Annotated in this window: 20 protein-coding genes; 6 read left to right on the top strand and 14 right to left on the bottom strand. The window is 37.0% G+C overall.

The window, feature by feature from the left end:
* Positions 1-10: 10 nt before the first annotated feature.
* Positions 11-196, top strand: coding sequence for a hypothetical protein (locus F4V44_RS00965; RefSeq protein WP_317978296.1), 186 nt, complete (start codon positions 11-13; stop codon positions 194-196).
* A 116-nt stretch (positions 197-312) separates the two neighbouring features.
* On the opposite strand, the gene F4V44_RS00960 is transcribed toward F4V44_RS00965, so the two are convergent.
* Together F4V44_RS00960 and F4V44_RS00955 are read right to left on the bottom strand one after the other, a co-directional pair.
* Positions 313-402 (bottom strand): YjcZ family sporulation protein, encoded by a 90-nt coding sequence (locus tag F4V44_RS00960; protein ID WP_071396037.1) that lies wholly within the window; start codon positions 400-402, stop codon positions 313-315.
* 71 nt (positions 403-473) lie between these two features.
* Positions 474-557 carry a YjcZ family sporulation protein gene (locus F4V44_RS00955; RefSeq protein ID WP_150438188.1) on the bottom strand — a complete coding sequence of 28 codons (84 nt, stop codon included), beginning with the start codon at positions 555-557 and terminating at the stop codon, positions 474-476.
* Positions 558-738: 181 nt separating this feature from the next.
* Here F4V44_RS00955 and F4V44_RS00950 point away from each other — a divergent pair, with 181 nt between their 5' ends.
* Complete coding sequence (locus F4V44_RS00950) at positions 739-1,590, top strand: peptidylprolyl isomerase (RefSeq protein WP_150438111.1); 852 nt, start codon at positions 739-741, stop codon at positions 1,588-1,590.
* Between the two features lie 157 nt (positions 1,591-1,747).
* Here F4V44_RS00950 and F4V44_RS00945 read toward each other — a convergent pair whose 3' ends face one another.
* Complete coding sequence (locus F4V44_RS00945) at positions 1,748-1,936, bottom strand: sporulation YhaL family protein (RefSeq protein ID WP_150438187.1); 189 nt, start codon at positions 1,934-1,936, stop codon at positions 1,748-1,750.
* Between the two features lie 198 nt (positions 1,937-2,134).
* Between F4V44_RS00945 and F4V44_RS00940 the strand changes: the two genes are divergently transcribed.
* On the top strand, positions 2,135-3,367 hold the full coding sequence (locus tag F4V44_RS00940) for an HD domain-containing protein (protein WP_150438110.1): 1,233 nt from the start codon (positions 2,135-2,137) through the stop codon (positions 3,365-3,367).
* Between the two features lie 28 nt (positions 3,368-3,395).
* Here the strand turns inward: F4V44_RS00940 and F4V44_RS00935 are convergent, their stop codons facing one another.
* From F4V44_RS00935 to F4V44_RS00920, 4 genes are all read right to left on the bottom strand, one after another.
* A complete protein-coding gene (locus F4V44_RS00935; RefSeq protein WP_223881748.1) occupies positions 3,396-6,368 on the bottom strand; it encodes an ATP-binding protein in 2,973 nt (990 codons plus the stop codon).
* Between the two features lie 23 nt (positions 6,369-6,391).
* Positions 6,392-7,609 carry a metallophosphoesterase family protein gene (locus F4V44_RS00930; protein ID WP_150438108.1) on the bottom strand — a complete coding sequence of 406 codons (1,218 nt, stop codon included), beginning with the start codon at positions 7,607-7,609 and terminating at the stop codon, positions 6,392-6,394.
* A gap of 341 nt (positions 7,610-7,950) precedes the next feature.
* The gene (locus tag F4V44_RS00925; protein WP_150438107.1) at positions 7,951-9,207 is read right to left on the bottom strand and encodes an ABC transporter permease; all 1,257 of its coding nucleotides are present in this window, start codon (positions 9,205-9,207) and stop codon (positions 7,951-7,953) included.
* Positions 9,200-10,102 carry an ABC transporter ATP-binding protein gene (locus F4V44_RS00920; RefSeq protein WP_150438106.1) on the bottom strand — a complete coding sequence of 301 codons (903 nt, stop codon included), beginning with the start codon at positions 10,100-10,102 and terminating at the stop codon, positions 9,200-9,202. Before F4V44_RS00920 ends, F4V44_RS00925 begins: the two co-directional genes overlap by 8 nt.
* Before the next feature lie 150 nt (positions 10,103-10,252).
* Between F4V44_RS00920 and F4V44_RS00915 the strand changes: the two genes are divergently transcribed.
* Positions 10,253-10,438, top strand: a complete 186-nt coding sequence (locus F4V44_RS00915; RefSeq protein ID WP_150438105.1) for a YhzD family protein — start codon at positions 10,253-10,255, stop codon at positions 10,436-10,438.
* Positions 10,439-10,695: 257 nt separating this feature from the next.
* On the opposite strand, the gene F4V44_RS00910 is transcribed toward F4V44_RS00915, so the two are convergent.
* The 3 genes from F4V44_RS00910 to F4V44_RS00900 form a co-directional block, all read right to left on the bottom strand.
* On the bottom strand, positions 10,696-12,213 hold the full coding sequence (locus tag F4V44_RS00910) for a coproporphyrinogen III oxidase (RefSeq protein WP_150438104.1): 1,518 nt from the start codon (positions 12,211-12,213) through the stop codon (positions 10,696-10,698).
* Between the two features lie 243 nt (positions 12,214-12,456).
* Complete coding sequence (locus F4V44_RS00905; RefSeq protein WP_150438103.1) at positions 12,457-13,323, bottom strand: Cof-type HAD-IIB family hydrolase; 867 nt, start codon at positions 13,321-13,323, stop codon at positions 12,457-12,459.
* Positions 13,324-13,545: 222 nt separating this feature from the next.
* Complete coding sequence (locus F4V44_RS00900) at positions 13,546-13,899, bottom strand: YlbF family regulator (protein WP_150438102.1); 354 nt, start codon at positions 13,897-13,899, stop codon at positions 13,546-13,548.
* 214 nt (positions 13,900-14,113) lie between these two features.
* On the opposite strand from F4V44_RS00900, the gene F4V44_RS00895 reads away from it, so the two are divergent.
* A complete protein-coding gene (locus F4V44_RS00895; protein WP_150438101.1) occupies positions 14,114-14,302 on the top strand; it encodes a hypothetical protein in 189 nt (62 codons plus the stop codon).
* Between the two features lie 50 nt (positions 14,303-14,352).
* On the opposite strand, the gene F4V44_RS00890 is transcribed toward F4V44_RS00895, so the two are convergent.
* Positions 14,353-14,595: a hypothetical protein gene (locus tag F4V44_RS00890; RefSeq protein WP_150438100.1), complete on the bottom strand. Its 243-nt coding sequence runs from the start codon at positions 14,593-14,595 to the stop codon at positions 14,353-14,355.
* 346 nt (positions 14,596-14,941) lie between these two features.
* Between F4V44_RS00890 and F4V44_RS00885 the strand changes: the two genes are divergently transcribed.
* A complete protein-coding gene (locus F4V44_RS00885) occupies positions 14,942-15,142 on the top strand; it encodes an alpha/beta-type small acid-soluble spore protein (protein WP_150438099.1) in 201 nt (66 codons plus the stop codon).
* Between the two features lie 205 nt (positions 15,143-15,347).
* Here the strand turns inward: F4V44_RS00885 and F4V44_RS00880 are convergent, their stop codons facing one another.
* The 3 genes from F4V44_RS00880 to F4V44_RS00870 are packed head-to-tail and all read right to left on the bottom strand — an operon-like array spanning position 15,348 to position 17,754.
* Positions 15,348-15,506, bottom strand: a complete 159-nt coding sequence (locus F4V44_RS00880; RefSeq protein ID WP_150438098.1) for a FeoB-associated Cys-rich membrane protein — start codon at positions 15,504-15,506, stop codon at positions 15,348-15,350.
* A gap of 17 nt (positions 15,507-15,523) precedes the next feature.
* The gene (feoB, locus tag F4V44_RS00875) at positions 15,524-17,530 is read right to left on the bottom strand and encodes a ferrous iron transport protein B (RefSeq protein WP_150438097.1); all 2,007 of its coding nucleotides are present in this window, start codon (positions 17,528-17,530) and stop codon (positions 15,524-15,526) included.
* A complete protein-coding gene (locus F4V44_RS00870) occupies positions 17,530-17,754 on the bottom strand; it encodes a FeoA family protein (protein WP_150438096.1) in 225 nt (74 codons plus the stop codon). The genes feoB and F4V44_RS00870 overlap by 1 nt, the downstream gene beginning before the upstream one ends.
* Positions 17,755-17,891 lie beyond the last annotated feature (137 nt).

Below are 17,891 nucleotides of genomic sequence, written 5' to 3'. Positions count from 1 at the left end.
GAGGAAATCAATGTTGATCTACATTTTTATTTTATTTGCCTGCTTTATATTATTTAATATTAATAAGATGACGAATTCTCTTTGTCTGCAAAAGGAGATACCAGAAGAAAAGCAAGCTACTGTTTTCCATACAATCAATATTCTCGTGACCATCTTATTAATTTCTTCCTACGTTGAACTTCTGTTTACGGTTTAGTTATTCATTAGATTTGAACGAAATGGTAAAAGGCGGTGAGATGATTCTCACCGCTATTGTTTTTAGGAAAAGTAAAGACTGTTCATCTTTACTTTTCTCCACAAATTAAGATTGGCTTATAACCATGCTGCACCTACAATGATTAAAAGGATGAATAGAACCACGATTAGCGCAAATCCTCCGCCGTATCCGTAAGATTGACCCATAATATCACCTCCTTTCAATAGGATCGTGATAGCTGCACAAAGCCGCAAATCCCTATTTGCTGCCCATCATTTTAGTAAAAGGAAGCCCCTACAATAATTAATAATATGAACAAAACAACAATTAACGCGAAACCGTTGCTATAGTTCCCCATTATCTTACCTCCTTTCGCTTTCGTTTTATCATATGTACGAATAGCAAATCTGGGATGGTCAAATACCCATTTTTTCTAAAATATACTTGTTTCATGGACAGTAATAATTTGTTCTATATCCAATTTATGTTATAGTAATGATTGTTGAATTATCGACTTATACTAATATTAGGAGTGTTTATACGTGAAAAAATGGATATTACCTTTAACACTGGCAGCCGGTGTACTTACTTTAAGTGCTTGTAATGGAGGATCAGATTCTATTGTTGAATCGAAGGCCGGCAATATAACGAAGGAAGAATTTTATGAAGCAATGAAGGACAAGCAAGGCGAAATGGTGCTGCAGCAGCTCCTTTACACAAAGGTTCTGTCTGATAAATATGAAGTGACTGATAAGGACCTAGATGAGAAGGTAAAGGAATACAAAGAACAGCTAGGAGATACGTTCTTCCTTCAATACGGTTTTGAAAATGAAGAAGCTTTTAAAAAGGACGAAAATGTTAAATTAGAGGTTTTGATTGAAAAAGCTGTATTGAAGAATATGAAGGAAGAGGATGTAAAAAAATACTACGAAGAAAATTATAAACCGGAGATTAAAGCCCGCCATATTCTTGTAGAAGATGAAGAAACAGCAAAAGAAGTAAAAGCAAAGCTTGATGAAGGCGGCAAATTTGAAGATCTAGCTAAAGAATATTCAAAGGATGGATCTGCTGAACAGGGCGGGGACCTTGGCTGGTTTGGACCAGGAGCAATGGTACCTGAATTTGAAGAGGCTGCCTATGCTTTAGATATCAATGAAATAAGTGAGCCTGTAAAATCTCAGTTTGGTTTCCATATCATTCAAGTAACTGAAAAGAAGGAAGAGGAACCGTTTGATAAAGTGAAGGATGAGATGGAAGCAAAGTACAAGTCCACCCAAATGACTCAGGAAAATATGATGAATATCATTAATGAGGAAATGAAATCTGCTGACGTTAAAATCAAGGATGAGGACTTAAAAGGCATTTTAGGAGAAGAAAAAGAAGAGAAAAAGTAATAATCGCACACATTTAAAGGGGATGTCCCAAAAGCAAAGGAGTCAGGCTCTAGATACATTATTCTATATCACTTTGCGTAAGTTCGCACTGGATATTGATTCATTGTGGATGCCAGACACCTTACGGGACAACCCCTTTTCCCAATTTTTCTTAACTTTATCCCGCTGAATTTTGTGTTTTCTTTTTTTCCTCCCTCTCCTTTTCTAATCGTTGCATATAGACTTCGCCTTCCCTCTCTATTATTTCATCTTCCATCATTCTTTCTTCCCTTCCTGTTCGAATCACCATATAAGCACTTACGATAATCCCTGCAACAACAAAGTAAATCCAAAATGGAATATCGATATTTTTCACCTCTTTACCTTCGATATAATTGATAGTCTATTATATGTGCTAAAACCTATTGTTATGACCAATTAGAAACTATAGGAACTCAATCAATTTAATCGCAAAAACAACATGAAGTAAGTTAAAATGAAAAGTAGAAGATAATACATATATAACTTGTCAGCAATTGGTTTTATTTTAATAGGAGTGATATACGTGACAGAAGAATCTACTTATTTTTATGGTTTAATTCCGATTCAATTTGAGGCTTCTGAATCAGAACGGGAGCAAATACTGAAAGAATTTCCTCCCCCGCTCCTTCCTGCAGGTGAAGAAACCTTTCATTTACAAGATGAAATAAACGGGAACCTGGTACGCGTTCGATTGCTCCTAAATGATTATAGTGTTGAAACAACAAAAACGGGAAAACAATATTTAAAAATCAGATTCAGCAATAATGCTGGAAACATTAATGCAAAGATGTGGGATAATCAAGGGGCTGTAGAGACAACGAAACCGCTGCTAGATGACTATTCTCTGTTTGATGTAGAAGCGAAAGTAGAAGATTATAAGGGACATAAATCTCTAACGATTAACAAGATTAAACCTTGTAAAGAGGATATTAATCCTTTTACATTACTAGCCTATACAAAACAAAGTATCGATGACTTGACGGTTGAACTATTTTCTTATTTGAATGAACTCCAATCTCCTTTTAAAGATATTTCCTTAGCGGCCATGCATAGGTTTTGGGATCAATTTTGCCTTCGTCCCGCGGCAAAGGGCTATCACCATAATTATTTAGGCGGTTTGCTTAAGCACACGGTCGGACTCATGCGATTTGCTAGATTCATCTTAAAGACGGAAGACAATCATTACCAGGCTATCATGAAACTTATCAATCATGTTGAGAAGGCACACAAAAGGGACATTTGGAATCAAATACAAGCTGCCAATGTGAATACCCAGCAGCTTGTCTGGAAAGATACCATTGATCATTTATATACAATGCTATATGGTATGATGGACCACACTCAAAAGAATCCAAATTATGACCTTATTATGACAAGTATATTATTCCATGATATAGGTAAGCTGCTAGAATATGATCATGCCGGAAAGAAATATGAGGAATTTAAGTTTTTATTCCCAACCGCTGACCATGCATCAATTGAAAACCGTAAACAGACTGGAATCATTATGGATGAATTAGGTGTGATGATTGGACATATTCCATACGGAGTTCTCATGCTGTCTAAAATCATAGAAACAGAAGGGATTCAAGTGACACTGGAAGATATTCACCACATGTCACATTGTATTTTATGTCATCACGGCCTTCCTGAATGGGGCTCCTGTATTCGAAGTCCCCAAACCATCGAAGGCTACATTATTCATATTGCTGACTATCTCGACAGCCGATATGAAAATACGGAAGAGACGAAATAATAAAAGCAAGGGGCTGCCCTTGCTTTTATTATTTCGTTGAAACTGAATTCTGCTTATTTAAGCGAGTAATTTCAGCCTCTGGAAAATACTGAAGTAAATGTTCATGACAAGTAAAAAATAGGATTTGGTGATCTTTTAGTTGTTTTAATAGTTCGGTTACTTTGCTCGTTCTTGTACTGTCAAAGTTTACAAAGCTGTCATCAATGATGATAGGAAACTTATATTTCTCATATATAGTAAGGGCTAGCGCAAGCCGCAATGATACATATATTTGTTCTGTCGTTGCTTGGCTGAGTTCGTTCGCCTCATATAGAAGATGATCTCTGCTCTCTATTAAAAAGCCGCTGCCTTCCTGTTTCGGGATCATCCGATAATATCTGCCTTCCGTTAAAAACTGCAAATAGCTTTCTGCAAGACGGAGCATTTTTGGTAAACGCTCTTGTTGATACTTATTAACCGTTCTCTGAAGAAGCTCTTTTGCCACAGCAAAACGCGCCCATTCTCTTGCATCTTCCTCAAATTCAGCGTTTAATTGTTTAAAGCGATGGAGAAGTTCCGCATAGCTCCCTCCCTCCTCCAGCATTTGGATTTCATATTTGATAGCAGCTAATTCCTCTTGTAAAAGAGTTAATTCCCCTTCCTTTTTTTCTCTTTTATCCACTATCTCCTGAAGGGATAGTTCTACTGGTTTTTCAGAAAGCTGCTCCGCTTCTTTTTCTGTATAAGAGGACAGCTTCAACTGAAATAGCAGGTTATTCAATTCCTCTAAGAGCTTTGTTTTCACACCTGCCTTTTCGGCAAGCTCTCTGAAATGCTGTTCGTCCTTAGCTGATGCAGCCGTATAAAGGACAGAAATTTCGGAGCTAATTCTATCCCATTCAAGCTGGTATACTTGATATTCATCCAGAAGAACCTCTAGCAGTTCATTTTTTTCTTTATATTTTACCTGTTTATCCAGCTCTTCCCGTAATGTCCTCTTCAACAAAAGTGCTGCCTCTTGCAGGGGAAGATTGTCATCTGTTAAGAATTGTTGGATTAAATGGCCTAGCGGTATCATTAATTCCTTTATAGCGGATTGATTTGATTCATATTGCGCCATTTGAAATTTACGCTCTTGGTAAAGTTTCTTTAACCCGTCTATTAACTCAAAAGCATCATATAAATATTTAGCTGCAATCGCCTTTGGAATCCGAAGTTCTTCACCGACCAGTACGATTTCCCTGTTTAGCTTGAGCGAATCTCTTTCCCATGACTCAAATCGGTCAATTACTTGATCATACCGTTCCTGCTGCCTTTCAAGCATTATTTTTAATTGAATCAATTGTTCTCTAAGCTTTGTATCTCTATTAAGCTTTTGTTCGAAAATCTCTAGATGTTCTTTTGGCTGCTTCATACTAATTTCTACTTCTAGTTTTTGCTTCTGAAGCTGCTGAATTTCAGTCTGTAATAAAGAATCTGAGGTCGAGCGTATTTTTACATATGAAAAAACGGCAAATATTGCCCCTGCACCCCCTGCAATAATCAGAATAAAGGTGTCGGAGATTATGCCCCACATACAAAGAATTATAAATAGAAGAGCAAAGATAGTAGATTGCAGCTTTTCATTTTTTACTTTTGCAGATGATTTCTGTACAGCATCTGTTAAAAGAATCAATCGATTCTTTATTTCTTCATACTCATTCTCCAGATTTCGTTTTGAATCAAAACGAGACAGTTGTTCCTGTAGTCTTTTTCTTTCCAGTTCCGGCAGCAGTTCGTCTTTAAGAGAGCTCTCCTTTGCCTCTAGCTCCTCTAATTGCCTTTTTTCCTCTTGAAAGTGATCATCAAGCTCCAATTTTTTGTCTACTAATCGTTTTTGTTTCGCTTGCAATTCCGCCGCTCTTTCTTTCATAAATACACTGGTGTTGATTGAGAGAATTTCATCGTCTGTAAGTGGCAAATGCATTTTATTCTGCATGTGTAAGATGTCCTCATCCAGCTTATTCAATTTAACCTGCAGCTGAACATTTTCCTGCTTCCATTTCTCTAACAGCGATAAGCTTTCAACTGCTTTCGTCAGCTCATTTTCCTTTTCGATAAGCTCCGCATTGGGTTGTAAGGAAATAAGTTCTTCCTTTAAATGTTCGATACGCTGCTTTAGTGTAATTCTTTTCCGTTCAATCTCCTTTTGATACTGCTTTAATCTTTCAAGCTCTTCTAGTCCCTTTTCCGGGAATACAAGTTCATTATATTGAGACAGTTCATATTTCAGTTGCTTTTCTTTTTGAATGAGAGGATAAACCTTTTTCCATTCCTCTAAACGAGTTTGCTCGGCAGATAGCAGGAGAGACTCCGATCTGAGAGCTTTGATTCTAGCTTCAAGAAAACCCCTTTTTCCTACCAGATTTACATATTGTTCATTCTTTTCTTCTAATCTGCGCAAATCGTTTCTTAGCCCGCGCAATTCCTTCAGCTTACTATTCAGTTTCGGATTTCTTCCATTTGGCTTAAAACGGTTTTCTAATTCCTTTACAAGCTCGTTCTCTGCCTTCAGCAGACGATCAGTGCCAATCGTTCCCGTCGAAAATAAAAAGCGGCCAAGGTCTTCTCCCTTCATTTGATGCACATTTTGCAGACTATGCAGGTTAAAGGAAAAGATTGCTTGAAATACCTGCTTATCTATCGATGAAAGCAGCTCTTTTAATAATTCTTCCCCGCCAATGACCCCATTTTCCAGCCTGACTAAAACATCCCCAACCGCTTTGCCTTTAACTCTTTCAATAATTACTGTCCCTTTATCAGGAAAAAGAACCGTTAGCTGTCCGCCATATTTTGCACCTTTTTTAGGTTCATAGCGAAGCTCTGATTGCTGTTTTGTTGGAAACCCGAATAATATACTATGAATAAACGACATAATAGTAGACTTACCCGCTTCATTTTCACCGAAGAATACGTGCTGGTCTTGGATGTTGGTAAATTTTCGATTTTCAAATTTCCCATATCCATATATGTATATCTCCATAATTTTCAAAAGGGTTCACCTCCTTAATTCTTATGCAACAAACTTACTAGTGTATGGAGTGCTTGATTTTTAAGTTCCTGTTTTTCTTTTTCAGAAAGAGGCGGTAAGAATTTTCCAGCTGTAGGATGTTCAAATAACTGAGAGATGCTTCCTGTTATATTTTCCATATCATCTGATACCCTAAACAATTCAGCATAAAATTCAGATTCCTTTTCAAGCTGACTTCTGTCCCATGTAAACGACTGCTCGACCTCTAGCTTTATCGGCCATACAAAAGAATCCTCTTCCCTTTCATCCTCTTGCAATGCTTGCAGGAGCTCTCCATTACGCACACTTGTTAGTTCTTTCTCATCTAGCTGAATATTTTGTAAAGCAATGGATAATAGTACACCTTTCCCGGGCAGGCGCTTTTCTTCGATTGCTCGTTGACAAAGAACGTACAGTTCTTGAAATTGATTAACTTCCTGTCCATTTAGCAACAGCTGCTCCCATTGAATAGATGCTGTATCAATGAATTCAAGCTTTGTCTCTAGCTGATTCATTGTAACCAGATAACACCCCTTTTTACCTGTTTCTTTCTTGTTTCGACCTTGTATGTTTCCAGGATAAATGACATAAGGATTCTCATGTAATATGGCTCTTTTATGTATATGACCTAATGCCCAATAGTCAAAGTTTTTCTCCATTAATTCCTTTAAACGAAAGGGTGCATACGCCCTGTGATTACTGGCTCCTTCATGATGTCCGTGCAAAATCCCGATATGGAAGTCAGCCCCATCCTTTTTGCTATATTCAGGCATCCTATTTTCCATTACATGCCTTTTCTCATAACTAAATCCATATAAATGAGTCACTGCATTTGGCTTCGTAAAGGCTTTTACCTCTACCTTTCCTCCAAAAATATGTACATTCTCCGGCATATCTAAATGAACCCATGTCCCGTTCAAGTGATCATGGTTGCCATGAACGACATAGACCTGGATTTGATGGGCATTAAGCCTTTCCATTTCTTTACGCAGTCTCGTTTGTGCACGTACACTCCTATCCTGTTCATCAAATAAATCTCCTGCGAGTATGACAAAGTCAACATGATAGTGAATGGCTGCATCCGCGATTTTTCTTAACGCAGCAAACGAACTATCTTTCAACCGTTCAAAGATATCCTTTGGCAGATGCGATAGACCCGTCATCGGACTATCTAAATGCAAATCTGCTGCATGGATAAAAGTAATCTCCTTCATAAAACAATTCTCCACTTCGTTATTCTTTTTATTGGGCTTTATTTATTTACATTGTTGACTTTCGACTCATCTAAAGCTGTATGGTTAGGAAGTGACAGGAGAAAATGAATTTTCTCCTGTCACTTCCTAACCATACAGCAACCTTTCAGCACAGCTGAAAGGCGTGAGAAATGAATATTTCTCACGGATAAGTCAAAAATCCGACTTATCAACATTATTCGTTAACATAGCCTTTTATTAAGAAAGCTATTTTGTTTCATTTTATCATTTTCAAAAGGCGAATGCACGTTCTATGGGAAATTTCAAAAAAGAGACTAGCGAAAGCTAATCTCTTTTTTGAATTAATCATTTTTTGTTAATTGAAGAGCCTTTTTAATATCCTTAAAGGAATTCGATTTACCATACATTAATACTCCTCCTTTATACACTTTTGCACCAAAGACAGCAAGAAGAATGATAGATACAAGCAGGATAACAATTCCAAGCATCGGTTCCCAAACTGGTATCGTAAGCATTCCGACACGCATAAACATCAGCATTGGTGTAAAAAACGGAATATAGGATGTCACTGTAATAAATGTCGTATCCGGGTTATTTAAACCAAACATAGCAATCATAAAACCAGCTGCAATAATAAATGTCATAGGCGTAACCATTTGCTGAACGTCTTCTATTCTGCTGACGAGTGAACCAAGGAAGGCTGCAAGTGTCGCGTACAGAAAATACCCAAGCAGAAAGAATACTAGTGCATAAATAATTGTTGATAAAGGAATGTTTTGAAAGCCCAGGAATTCGAAAAATCCTCCCTGTAAGGATTGAAGATTACGCTTAATAAAATAGTAACCGACAGCTAGAAGTACAGCCATTTGTGTCAAGCTTAACAAAGCAATTCCAAGGATTTTTCCAAACATTTGCTTAATTGGAGATACACTTGAAATTAATATTTCCATGACACGTGAAGACTTCTCTGTAGCTACCTCCATGGCTATCATATTGGCATACATGATGACGGCAAAATAAATAACAAATAGTATGACATAGACAAGACCTCGCGCCTGACTTAATTCCTCTTGTGTTTTAGCATTATCCTTTAACGCCACTCTTTCAAATGAAACGGGCTCCGATAATTTAGATAGCTGTTCAGGAGTTAACTGTAATTGGGAGGCTGCCATTTGTGCCTTCATCTGTTGCAGCGTAAACTCTAAATCACCTGGTATTTGATAATCTGCCACGCTCAAAGATTTATAGACAGCACTTGGAAGCTGATCTTCATTTAACTTAAGAATTAACAGACCTTTATACTTCTCCTTCTCTACTTCAGCTTCAGCCTTCCCCTCTGATTGGGTATACACCTCTAGTTCAAGCTCTTCATTGACCGTTTTAAGCTGAGCTTCAATTAATGGGAACAATTCTCCTGTTTCATCAATAACGGCTATCTTCTGATTCTCTTCATTTCCTTTATTAAAGAAATCAATGATGTTTGTCATATTCGTTAAACCGATTAAGATGAGTGCAGTTATCAAGGTAGTCACAATAAATGACTTTGTTTTCAGCTTACTAAGATAGGTATGAAAAAGTATAATCCAAAATCTATTCATAGGAAGCACCCACCTTTTCAATAAAAATATCATTTAGTGAAGGCTCTTCTAAAACAAATTTTGTAATGAAGCCTTTATCATAAATGCTATTTAATATACGCGGGGCTGTTACTTCTTCATCCTGAATTTGCAATGAAATTCCTTCAGGTGTCAGCTTCGCGTCAGTCACGCCTGGAAATGACCTTAACGCTTCAAGATTAAAATCAGCATGGATGACTAGATTCTTTTTCCCATAAGCACGTTTGATATTCCTCAATCCACCTTGAACAACGGTTTTTCCTTTATGCAGAATACAAAGATGCTCGCACATTTCCTCTACATGTTCCATTCGATGACTTGAAAAAACAATTGTCGTTCCATTGTTCTTTAATTCAAGAACCGCTTCTTTTAGTTGCTCAACATTGACAGGGTCTAAACCGCTAAAAGGTTCATCTAAAATTAATAATTTAGGTTTATGAATCACCGAAGCGATAAACTGGATTTTTTGCTGATTCCCCTTTGAAAGTTCTTCTACCTTCTTATCTGCATACTCAGGAACTTTAAAACGGGAAAGCCAATAATCTAATTCCCTCAATGCATCCTTTTTGGCCATGCCTCGCAGCCTTGCCAAATAGACCATCTGATCACGTACTTTCAGCTTCGGATATAATCCTCTTTCCTCAGGCAAATAACCGATGATAGAGCTTGTGGAATAGTCAATGCTCTTTCCATCCCATGTGATTGTCCCACTGCTCGGTTTTAAGATACCAAGTATCATCCTAAAGGTCGTCGTTTTCCCAGCACCATTTGCCCCAAGAAAACCAAACATTTCTTTTTCAGGAATCGTTAACGATAATTGATCTACAGCGGTATAATTTCCAAATCTCTTCGTAACATTATGTATCTGTAATACCATCTGGTTCCCCTCCTTTGTCTCTTTTTACTACGATTATAGTGAATAAAAGTTTCATTCCAAGGGGTATTGGCCAAATAGATGAATTTGCCTTTCACTGCACAATATGGGAAAATTTAATTGTTGGAATATTAAGGCAAGGGGTGAATTTTCATGAAGATGTATAAATTAACAGCATTCTCCGCTGCAGGTGAAAAACTTCTTGATGAAACCTTTGAAGCTGAAGATGATGTAAAAGCAAAATTACAGGCAGAATATTTACTGAAAGAAAAAAATTTACATGATAAAACACACCGCTGTACTTCATCGAGCGGAAAGTTAATTTTATTTCATTCATAAAAGAAAAGCGGAAGCGCCTTACTCAGCGACGTATGGACTGACCTGCACAGGATGTACTGACATCGATGTTCGCCACAGGACGTGGCGGTTTTTAGTCGATGTTCCTCTTACTTCCGGACCGAGATAAAGGAAACACGAAGAACGCGCTAGCGTGATTCGATGTTGAGGCAATCGTTGCGGGGGAAGTGTGAAGTCCACTAGGCGCTAAGCGCTGGAGCACTATCAAGTTTGATATTCATAAAAAAACAACCTTTGCTTTAATTAGCAGAGGTTGTTTTTACTTGGAAAAGATCAGAAAGCATTTTTATCTTTTCATCTGTATAGGTCTGAAAGTTTTCGTTATAGGTTTTTGGATCTTTTGGGTTCGCGAATCGGGTAATTTTCCCTGTCTTAGGATCAACCAATTTACTTGAAGCACCACAACCAAGACCGATAATGGATTGCTGCTCCTCCATAATCATAATATTGTATATGCTTTCTTGTCCTTTTAGACTGTAACCAACATTTTCCAAGTTCCCTAATATATTTTTCTGTCTATATAAATAGTATGGATGGTACGAATGTGCTTTTGTCCAATCTTCCGCAAGCTCCATCATCTTACTGATTTCTCCGCGGTCTGCCACCTTATACTTTTCTTTATTTTTGGTCATCTCTGAGGCTCTCTTGAACGAAAGTGTATGAACAGTTAACGATTCTGGCATTAGTTTTTCTGTTTCGTTTAATGTATGTGTAAATTCGTCAATCCCTTCGCCCGGAAGACCAATGATTAAATCCATATTAATATTTTTCATTCCCATTGAGCGAGCTAAATGGAATTTATCAACAGTTTCCTCAACCGTATGATGACGGCCGATTGCTTTAAGTGTTTGCTGGATATATGATTGAGGATTAATACTGATTCTGTCAATTTTCCACTTTTTCAACACTTCAAGCTTCTCTTCCGTAATCGTATCCGGCCTTCCGGCTTCAACCGTAATTTCTCTTATCTTACTGACATTCGGGAAGGATGTATACATTTCTTCATATAACATATCCATTTCTTCAGCCGTAATACTTGTCGGTGTACCTCCGCCGAAATAAACCGTTGTCACATTAATATTATGTTCCTTTAACCACTTTCCGATTTCTCTCATTTCATAATGAAGTCCGCCTAAAAAGGAATCGACTGAGCCTTGACGGCCATTTATTGCATAGGCTGGAAACGTGCAATAGGCACATTTCGTCGGACAAAAGGGAATCCCAATATAAATGCTTACTTCATTTCTCAATTCATATAAATCCGGTACCACCGCTAGCTGCCGCTCTACTATTTGCTGCATCAGCTGGATTTTTTCTTCTTTTATTAAATATTCTTCCTGCAGCTGCTTATGTGCCTTATCAACAGGCACATTTTCCTGCATTTTACGGTGCATGAGCTTAGTAGGTCTGACTCCTGTTAAGATTCCCCACTTTTGTATCATTCCTGTCTTATTTTGCAGCATGGTTAGATATGCATGAGAGACAGCATTTTTTATTTGTTTAAATCGTTCTTTTTCCGTCTGGTAACTGGAAAACTCCTTCTCGTATTCTGAGCTTTCCAGAAAGCCCTCTTTGTCAAACAATTTCCCAGTTACATAAACTGAGTTCTCCTTTATATCAAGCGCAAAGTGAATACTTAAATCGCAGTTTTCTTCCTTTTCAAAAGTTATGGTTGTTTCTTCATAGAATAAATTAGCTATTAACTCAAGCGGCCGAATAAACCGTTCATCATCTAATCCTTTAATGTCTATATACAATAAAATCACCTTTACATTATCAAATAAATTAAACTGTTATTAGTGTACAGAATCGCTATAACAAGGTCAAGAAGAGAAAAATGGCTATGAGTAGCGGAAGCTCCTTGTTCAGCCTCGACAAGCATAAGCCAATCCGACAAGAAGAGGTTGTTCTTTAACCTGGACTTATGACCTCGAGGGGCTAGGCGCCGAAGCGGAAAATATCAAAAAAAGCTTGGATATCCAAGCTTTTCTACTTCCCTGTTATTTAATAATGTTCATTTTCCGCAAAAACTCAATTGGCTGCTGTTTACGGAAATGTTCCTTCACCATATAAGCAACACCTTGTTGGTTTTGCGAGCGGGTGATCCAGTCGGCTGCTCGTTTTACTTCAACCGAAGCATTCCCCATTGCCACACCTAGACCGGCAGCCTCAATCATTTCAATATCATCACTATCATCACCAATACAAACAATTTCGTTTCTAGATATGCCTAATCGTTCGGCTAAGTATAATAGTCCATTTAGTTTTGAGACCCTAACTGGCACAATATCAAGCCTCAATTCATTTAAAGCCTTACAGTCAACTTCTGTAAACATTCTTTGGATTGCTTCCTGGACATCAATCAGGTCATCTTTATATTCAAAATAGACTTCAATACTTGAAGGGTTTGCCGGTTCATCAATAATCATATCACCAATTGAATCAACGAACTGCTGCGAATAAAAAACAGGATCACCCGTAGTAAATACTGTTTTGGCAAGCAAATTATGATTGAGCTTATATTTATTTGCAAGGGAATAGTTTTCATGGACTAACCTAATTTGACAAGGAAATCCTTCTAGTAAACGAACTAAATCATAGGTAATATTTTCTTGTATCCTAGCCGCATGAATAGGCTTTCCTATTTCTTTTGCAATATAAGCACCTCGGTGCGTAATTAAAATATTATCTAGCTTTAATGCTTTCGCTACTTTTTTGGCTGAGGCAAAGGTTCGTGAAGTAACAAGGGTTACATAAATACCTTTTTGCTGGACATACTCAATCGCTTCTTTTGTTGATTTATGAATTTTACCGTTGGTCTGAAGCAGTGTTCCATCAATATTTAGCGCAAGCATTCGGTAGATCATGTTCATGGCCCCCTATTCCTGGTGAAATTCCCTTTACTTAAAATTATGAAAAAAGAAAAGGAATAGAACTAAGCCAGACCATAAACAAAAAAAGCGAAAGTACCTAATCAACCTTATATCTGCGATAATCCATGTCCTCATGCAGGTTATTTTCTATCCTTCCCATACCTTCTATAGCCAAAAAAAGAAGACCATAGAATATGATCTTCTGCTCTTTATTCCTTATTGATTAACAGAACCGTAAAGTTCTTCTAGAGGTTTGATAATAATTTGGTTTAATTCTGTTATTATTTGACTCATGCGCTGTTCAGCGTCCATCAACTTTGAAATCTTTTCGTTTTTCTGTACATCAGAAACAAGGATTTGTGCATTAGCAATCTCTTCTTGAGAAATATCCTGTCCCATCATTTGTTTTTGCTGCATCTCTAACTGCATCTGACGAAACTTGCCAAACAAATCATTTGCTGCTGAATCAGCATTCACTTCATCATATAGATTCTTCAATGTTTTATATTCATCGCTACTTCTAAGTGCTTTTTCTAATTCATAGGCACTATCATGTAAATTTACAGCCATGTTTTCACTCCTTTATATTAACCATCATCTAACTATACCAAAATATGTATTAAATCACCAACATGAAACCAATTTTAACCTTGTTAGAGGAATACCAAATTTGTGCAGGGAGGAATTATGCTGAATGAAGATAAAACACTTTATTTTTAGTATGACATTTATTAGATTCAGGGGAACCTAATTATAGGTTACTCGAAGGAGGGTCACAGATCATATGAAAAACAAAAAGGGTTTTAAAAAGGATAGTCAATTTGAAGGAAGAGATCAGGCATATGTAGATATTGACCGAATGGTGAATGAAGGTCTTTCCGGCGGAACAGTGGACATAATTGATCAGGAAACAAATATAGAAGAGGCACACGAATTTTATCAAGAAAATCCGCCGTATCAAACGAAATCATAGCATTCACAAAAAAAGTCCGCCTGGCACGCTTGTGTCAGGCACTTTTTTGTCTATTCCTGTATGAAATAAGCCGTTTCATATCCACAATGATCACACTTTACGTAATGTGGACATTGTTCTTTTACTAAATCATTACGGTATCCATCTTCTAGCTTCATTTGGTCAATCGGCATATATGCGCTATAATCATCGTAGAAATCCATCATTCTCCCTCTATCAGTTGCCGCTGAACCGCATGTTGGACAAGCTATTTTCAATTCTTCAAATCCATTGCATACTGGGCAAATTCCCATTTTGTTCACCCTCCGAAGATGTTGCTTGCATCTATTTCGTTCTTAAATTTCACTTCATTAATCTGTGTGTAAGCTATCTAAATATTTATTAAAAAAGGTACATAAAAAAAGGTAATAATTACCACTAATTAATAACGAATAGCTTTTTAACTTTTAACCATAATAATCATTACAAAGCAACACACCGCAACAAAAAAGCTACTTCAATAGCTTAACCAATCAATGATTATTTATGAGATAAAATTTACATTTTTAGGACTATGCTTGGCTGCTTGATTGAATAATCAATTTGGTTCAATTCCAAAATAGTCCACCAAAAAAAATTTACCGAAGGAGAGTGCGTATCATGCCAAACAACAATTCTTCAAACCAATTATTAGTTCCTGGAGTACAACAAGCTTTAGATCAAATGAAATACGAAATTGCAAGTGAGTTTGGTGTAAACCTTGGGGCAGACACTACTTCTCGTGCTAACGGATCTGTCGGAGGAGAAATTACAAAACGTCTTGTTCAAATGGCTGAACAACAATTAGGCGGTATTCGATAAGAAGCAGTTCTTTTTAGAACAATTTAATAAAATGGCTGAGGGTCTCCTTCCTTGAAGGGGACCCTTTTAAAATTAATTAAAAAGCTTTGCATTACGCTTTTTTTTTGACAATGTTATTACCAATAAACTAATCTAACGCCAAAACTTGCAACGGATAATGTAATGGAGAATCGTCCATTACAAAAAAACGGAATTTCCCGGGCTTTTACTTTAAACTTGATTTTATTTCACTTGAACAACTAGAGCAGGATGATTTCGAACTACATGAACCACATTCGCCCTGTTTCGATTTTTTTATATGACGTAAGAGAGCCCAACCTGCATATCCAAATATTACTGAACCGATTAATATATTTGCAATCATTCATTCCGCCTCTTTTCCTATGCTAAACCAAACAGTCTTCCACCCTGATAAATTAAAAGCGACATAACATAAGCTAATATAAGTGCATATCCAATTGAAAAGCCTGTCCATTTCTTTGATTCAGTTTCTTTATAAATGGTTGCAGCTGTTGCTAAACAAGGAATATAAAGCAAAATAAAGACCATAAAGCTAATGGCAGAAAGCGGTGTAAATTGTGCTGCCAGCAATCCTTGTAAAGAAGCCTCATCGGGAACATAGTAAATAATATTCATGGATGAAATAATCGCTTCTTTTGCAAGAAATCCAGTTAATAAGGATGCCCCTGCCTGCCATGTGCCAAAACCAATTGGAACGAAAAGCGGAGCAAATATTCCACCAATTAATGATAAAAAGCTTTGGTCCATTTCCACATTAAACCCGCTTGGACCCAGATAAGATAAAAGCCAAATCAGAACAGAACCTGCAAAAATAAATGTACCTGCTTTACGGATAAAGCCTTTACCTTTTTCCCAAGTACTTCTCCATAGAGTTTGTCCCTGCGGCATACGATATGGAGGCAATTCGATAACAAATAATGTATTTTCCCCTTTTAAAATCGTTTTTGAGAAAAGAAAAGCCAAACTTAACGCTAACATAATTCCAAGTACATATAATCCTAACACCACTAATGCACTATTTTTCACAAAGAAGGCACCTACAAACAAAGCGTACACTGGCAGCCGCGCTGAGCATGACATTAACGGGGTTAAGAGAATCGTTAAAAGTCTTTCCTTCGATGTCTCAATGGTTCTTGCTGCCATAACGCCTGGTACATTACAGCCAAACCCGATAATCATTGGTATAAATGCTTTTCCATTCAAGCCGACTGACTCCATAATTCTGTCCATTACAAAAGCAACCCTTGCCATATAACCGGAGTCTTCTAGCAAGGAAATAAAAAAGAACAAAATAAAAATTTGCGGAACAAACACGAGAACCCCGCCAACACCAGCTATTATTCCATCAATGATTAAATCATGAATAAATGCCGATACACCCATCAAAGATAGCAATGATTCAATTCCATCGGTTATCGGACCTGAGATAAATCCATCAAGTAAATCTGATAACGGGAAGCCTAGCCAATCAAATGTCAGCATGAACATTAGATACATCATAAGCAAAAAGATTGGTACTCCCAAAATCCGACTGGTAACAATTCGGTCCACCTTATCAGTCAAATAAATTTTATTCTCATTAGAGCTTTGAATAGCAGTTGTCAGAACTTCCTCAATAAACTCACTGCGGCGTTGGTAAATGAATTGATCAGCAGAATGGATGCCATATTCTTTGTTTAGTTTTTCCTCGACATCGCGTACAAGTTTATTTATTTCTTCTAGTTTAATGAATTCAGCTAAATATGATTTTACATCCTGATTTCCTTCAAGCAGTTGAAGCGTCAACCATCTAAATGAAAGCACTTTACTTTCATTAAGCATTTTTTCAAGTTTTAAGACCGCCTCATCTATTTCTCTGCCATAATCAACAAATACTCTTTCCTGATGTATTGAATGATTTGTGACAATTGTTTTTGCCAATTCATTACAGCCTTTTCCAGAACGTGCAATAATCGGGACGATTGGCACTCCCAGTTTAGCTGATAATTGGTTCACATCTACATGAATACCTCGCTGTTTTGCAACATCCATCATATTTAGCCCAATCGTTACAGGTTGTCCGTATTCAAGGATTTGCATGGTTAGCTGAAGGTTTCTTTTTAATTGAGAGGCATCAAGGATATTTAGAATTTGATCCACATGATCATGCAAGAAAAAATTCGTAACGACCCCTTCATCTTTTGAAAGCGGTACAAGCGTATATATTCCTGGCAAATCAATTAATTTATCTGTTTTATTTTTCAACACACCAACTTTCTTTTCAACTGTTACACCACTCCAATTTCCAACATATTCATAAGAGCCTGTTAGATGGTTGAAAAGCGATGTTTTTCCGGTATTTGGATTACCTAAAAGAGCTACTTCCATTATAGTTTCTCCACTTTTATCTGTAAGGCTTCTCTTCTGCGAATTCCGACGCATTGACCGTAAGATTCAAGCATTAATGGTCCGCCAAAGGGCATAATACCTTTAATACATACTTCTGTTCCCTCAGTAATACCAAGATCCATCAGCCTTCTTCTTACTAAACGATCTGCCATTGATAAATCTGCTATTTTACCTTTATCACCAATTTTTAATTTTCCCAGCATCTTTATCACCTGTATTTTTTTCCTTTATTTTATCATGATTAATTGAGAATGATTATCCTTTCAAAAACATAATGATGAACTTTTATAGAAGACTAGAAAACAATAGATATTACCATATACTTTATATTTATATATAT

Origin of the sequence: Niallia endozanthoxylica (assembly GCF_008710145.1) — a bacterium.
Classification (GTDB): Bacteria; Bacillota; Bacilli; order Bacillales; family Cytobacillaceae; genus Bacillus_BD; species Bacillus_BD endozanthoxylica.
Note: the sequence above shows the minus strand (reverse complement) of the source record. Positions and strands in the feature narration are given on the sequence as shown.

Excerpts from the sequence above, each read along its gene's own strand:
- F4V44_RS00965 (WP_317978296.1), top strand. The coding sequence starts at position 11 with ATGTTGATCTACATTTTTATTTTATTTGCCTGCTTTATATTATTTAAT.
- F4V44_RS00960 (WP_071396037.1), bottom strand. The coding sequence starts at position 402 with ATGGGTCAATCTTACGGATACGGCGGAGGATTTGCGCTAATCGTGGTT.
- F4V44_RS00935 (WP_223881748.1), bottom strand. The coding sequence starts at position 6,368 with ATGGAGATATACATATATGGATATGGGAAATTTGAAAATCGAAAATTT.
- F4V44_RS00930 (WP_150438108.1), bottom strand. The coding sequence starts at position 7,609 with ATGAAGGAGATTACTTTTATCCATGCAGCAGATTTGCATTTAGATAGT.
- F4V44_RS00925 (WP_150438107.1), bottom strand. The coding sequence starts at position 9,207 with ATGAATAGATTTTGGATTATACTTTTTCATACCTATCTTAGTAAGCTG.
- F4V44_RS00920 (WP_150438106.1), bottom strand. The coding sequence starts at position 10,102 with ATGGTATTACAGATACATAATGTTACGAAGAGATTTGGAAATTATACC.
- F4V44_RS00915 (WP_150438105.1), top strand. The coding sequence starts at position 10,253 with ATGAAGATGTATAAATTAACAGCATTCTCCGCTGCAGGTGAAAAACTT.
- F4V44_RS00905 (WP_150438103.1), bottom strand. The coding sequence starts at position 13,323 with ATGATCTACCGAATGCTTGCGCTAAATATTGATGGAACACTGCTTCAG.
- F4V44_RS00900 (WP_150438102.1), bottom strand. The coding sequence starts at position 13,899 with ATGGCTGTAAATTTACATGATAGTGCCTATGAATTAGAAAAAGCACTT.
- F4V44_RS00895 (WP_150438101.1), top strand. The coding sequence starts at position 14,114 with ATGAAAAACAAAAAGGGTTTTAAAAAGGATAGTCAATTTGAAGGAAGA.
- F4V44_RS00890 (WP_150438100.1), bottom strand. The coding sequence starts at position 14,595 with ATGGGAATTTGCCCAGTATGCAATGGATTTGAAGAATTGAAAATAGCT.
- F4V44_RS00885 (WP_150438099.1), top strand. The coding sequence starts at position 14,942 with ATGCCAAACAACAATTCTTCAAACCAATTATTAGTTCCTGGAGTACAA.
- F4V44_RS00880 (WP_150438098.1), bottom strand. The coding sequence starts at position 15,506 with ATGATTGCAAATATATTAATCGGTTCAGTAATATTTGGATATGCAGGT.
- feoB (WP_150438097.1), bottom strand. The coding sequence starts at position 17,530 with ATGGAAGTAGCTCTTTTAGGTAATCCAAATACCGGAAAAACATCGCTT.
- F4V44_RS00870 (WP_150438096.1), bottom strand. The coding sequence starts at position 17,754 with ATGCTGGGAAAATTAAAAATTGGTGATAAAGGTAAAATAGCAGATTTA.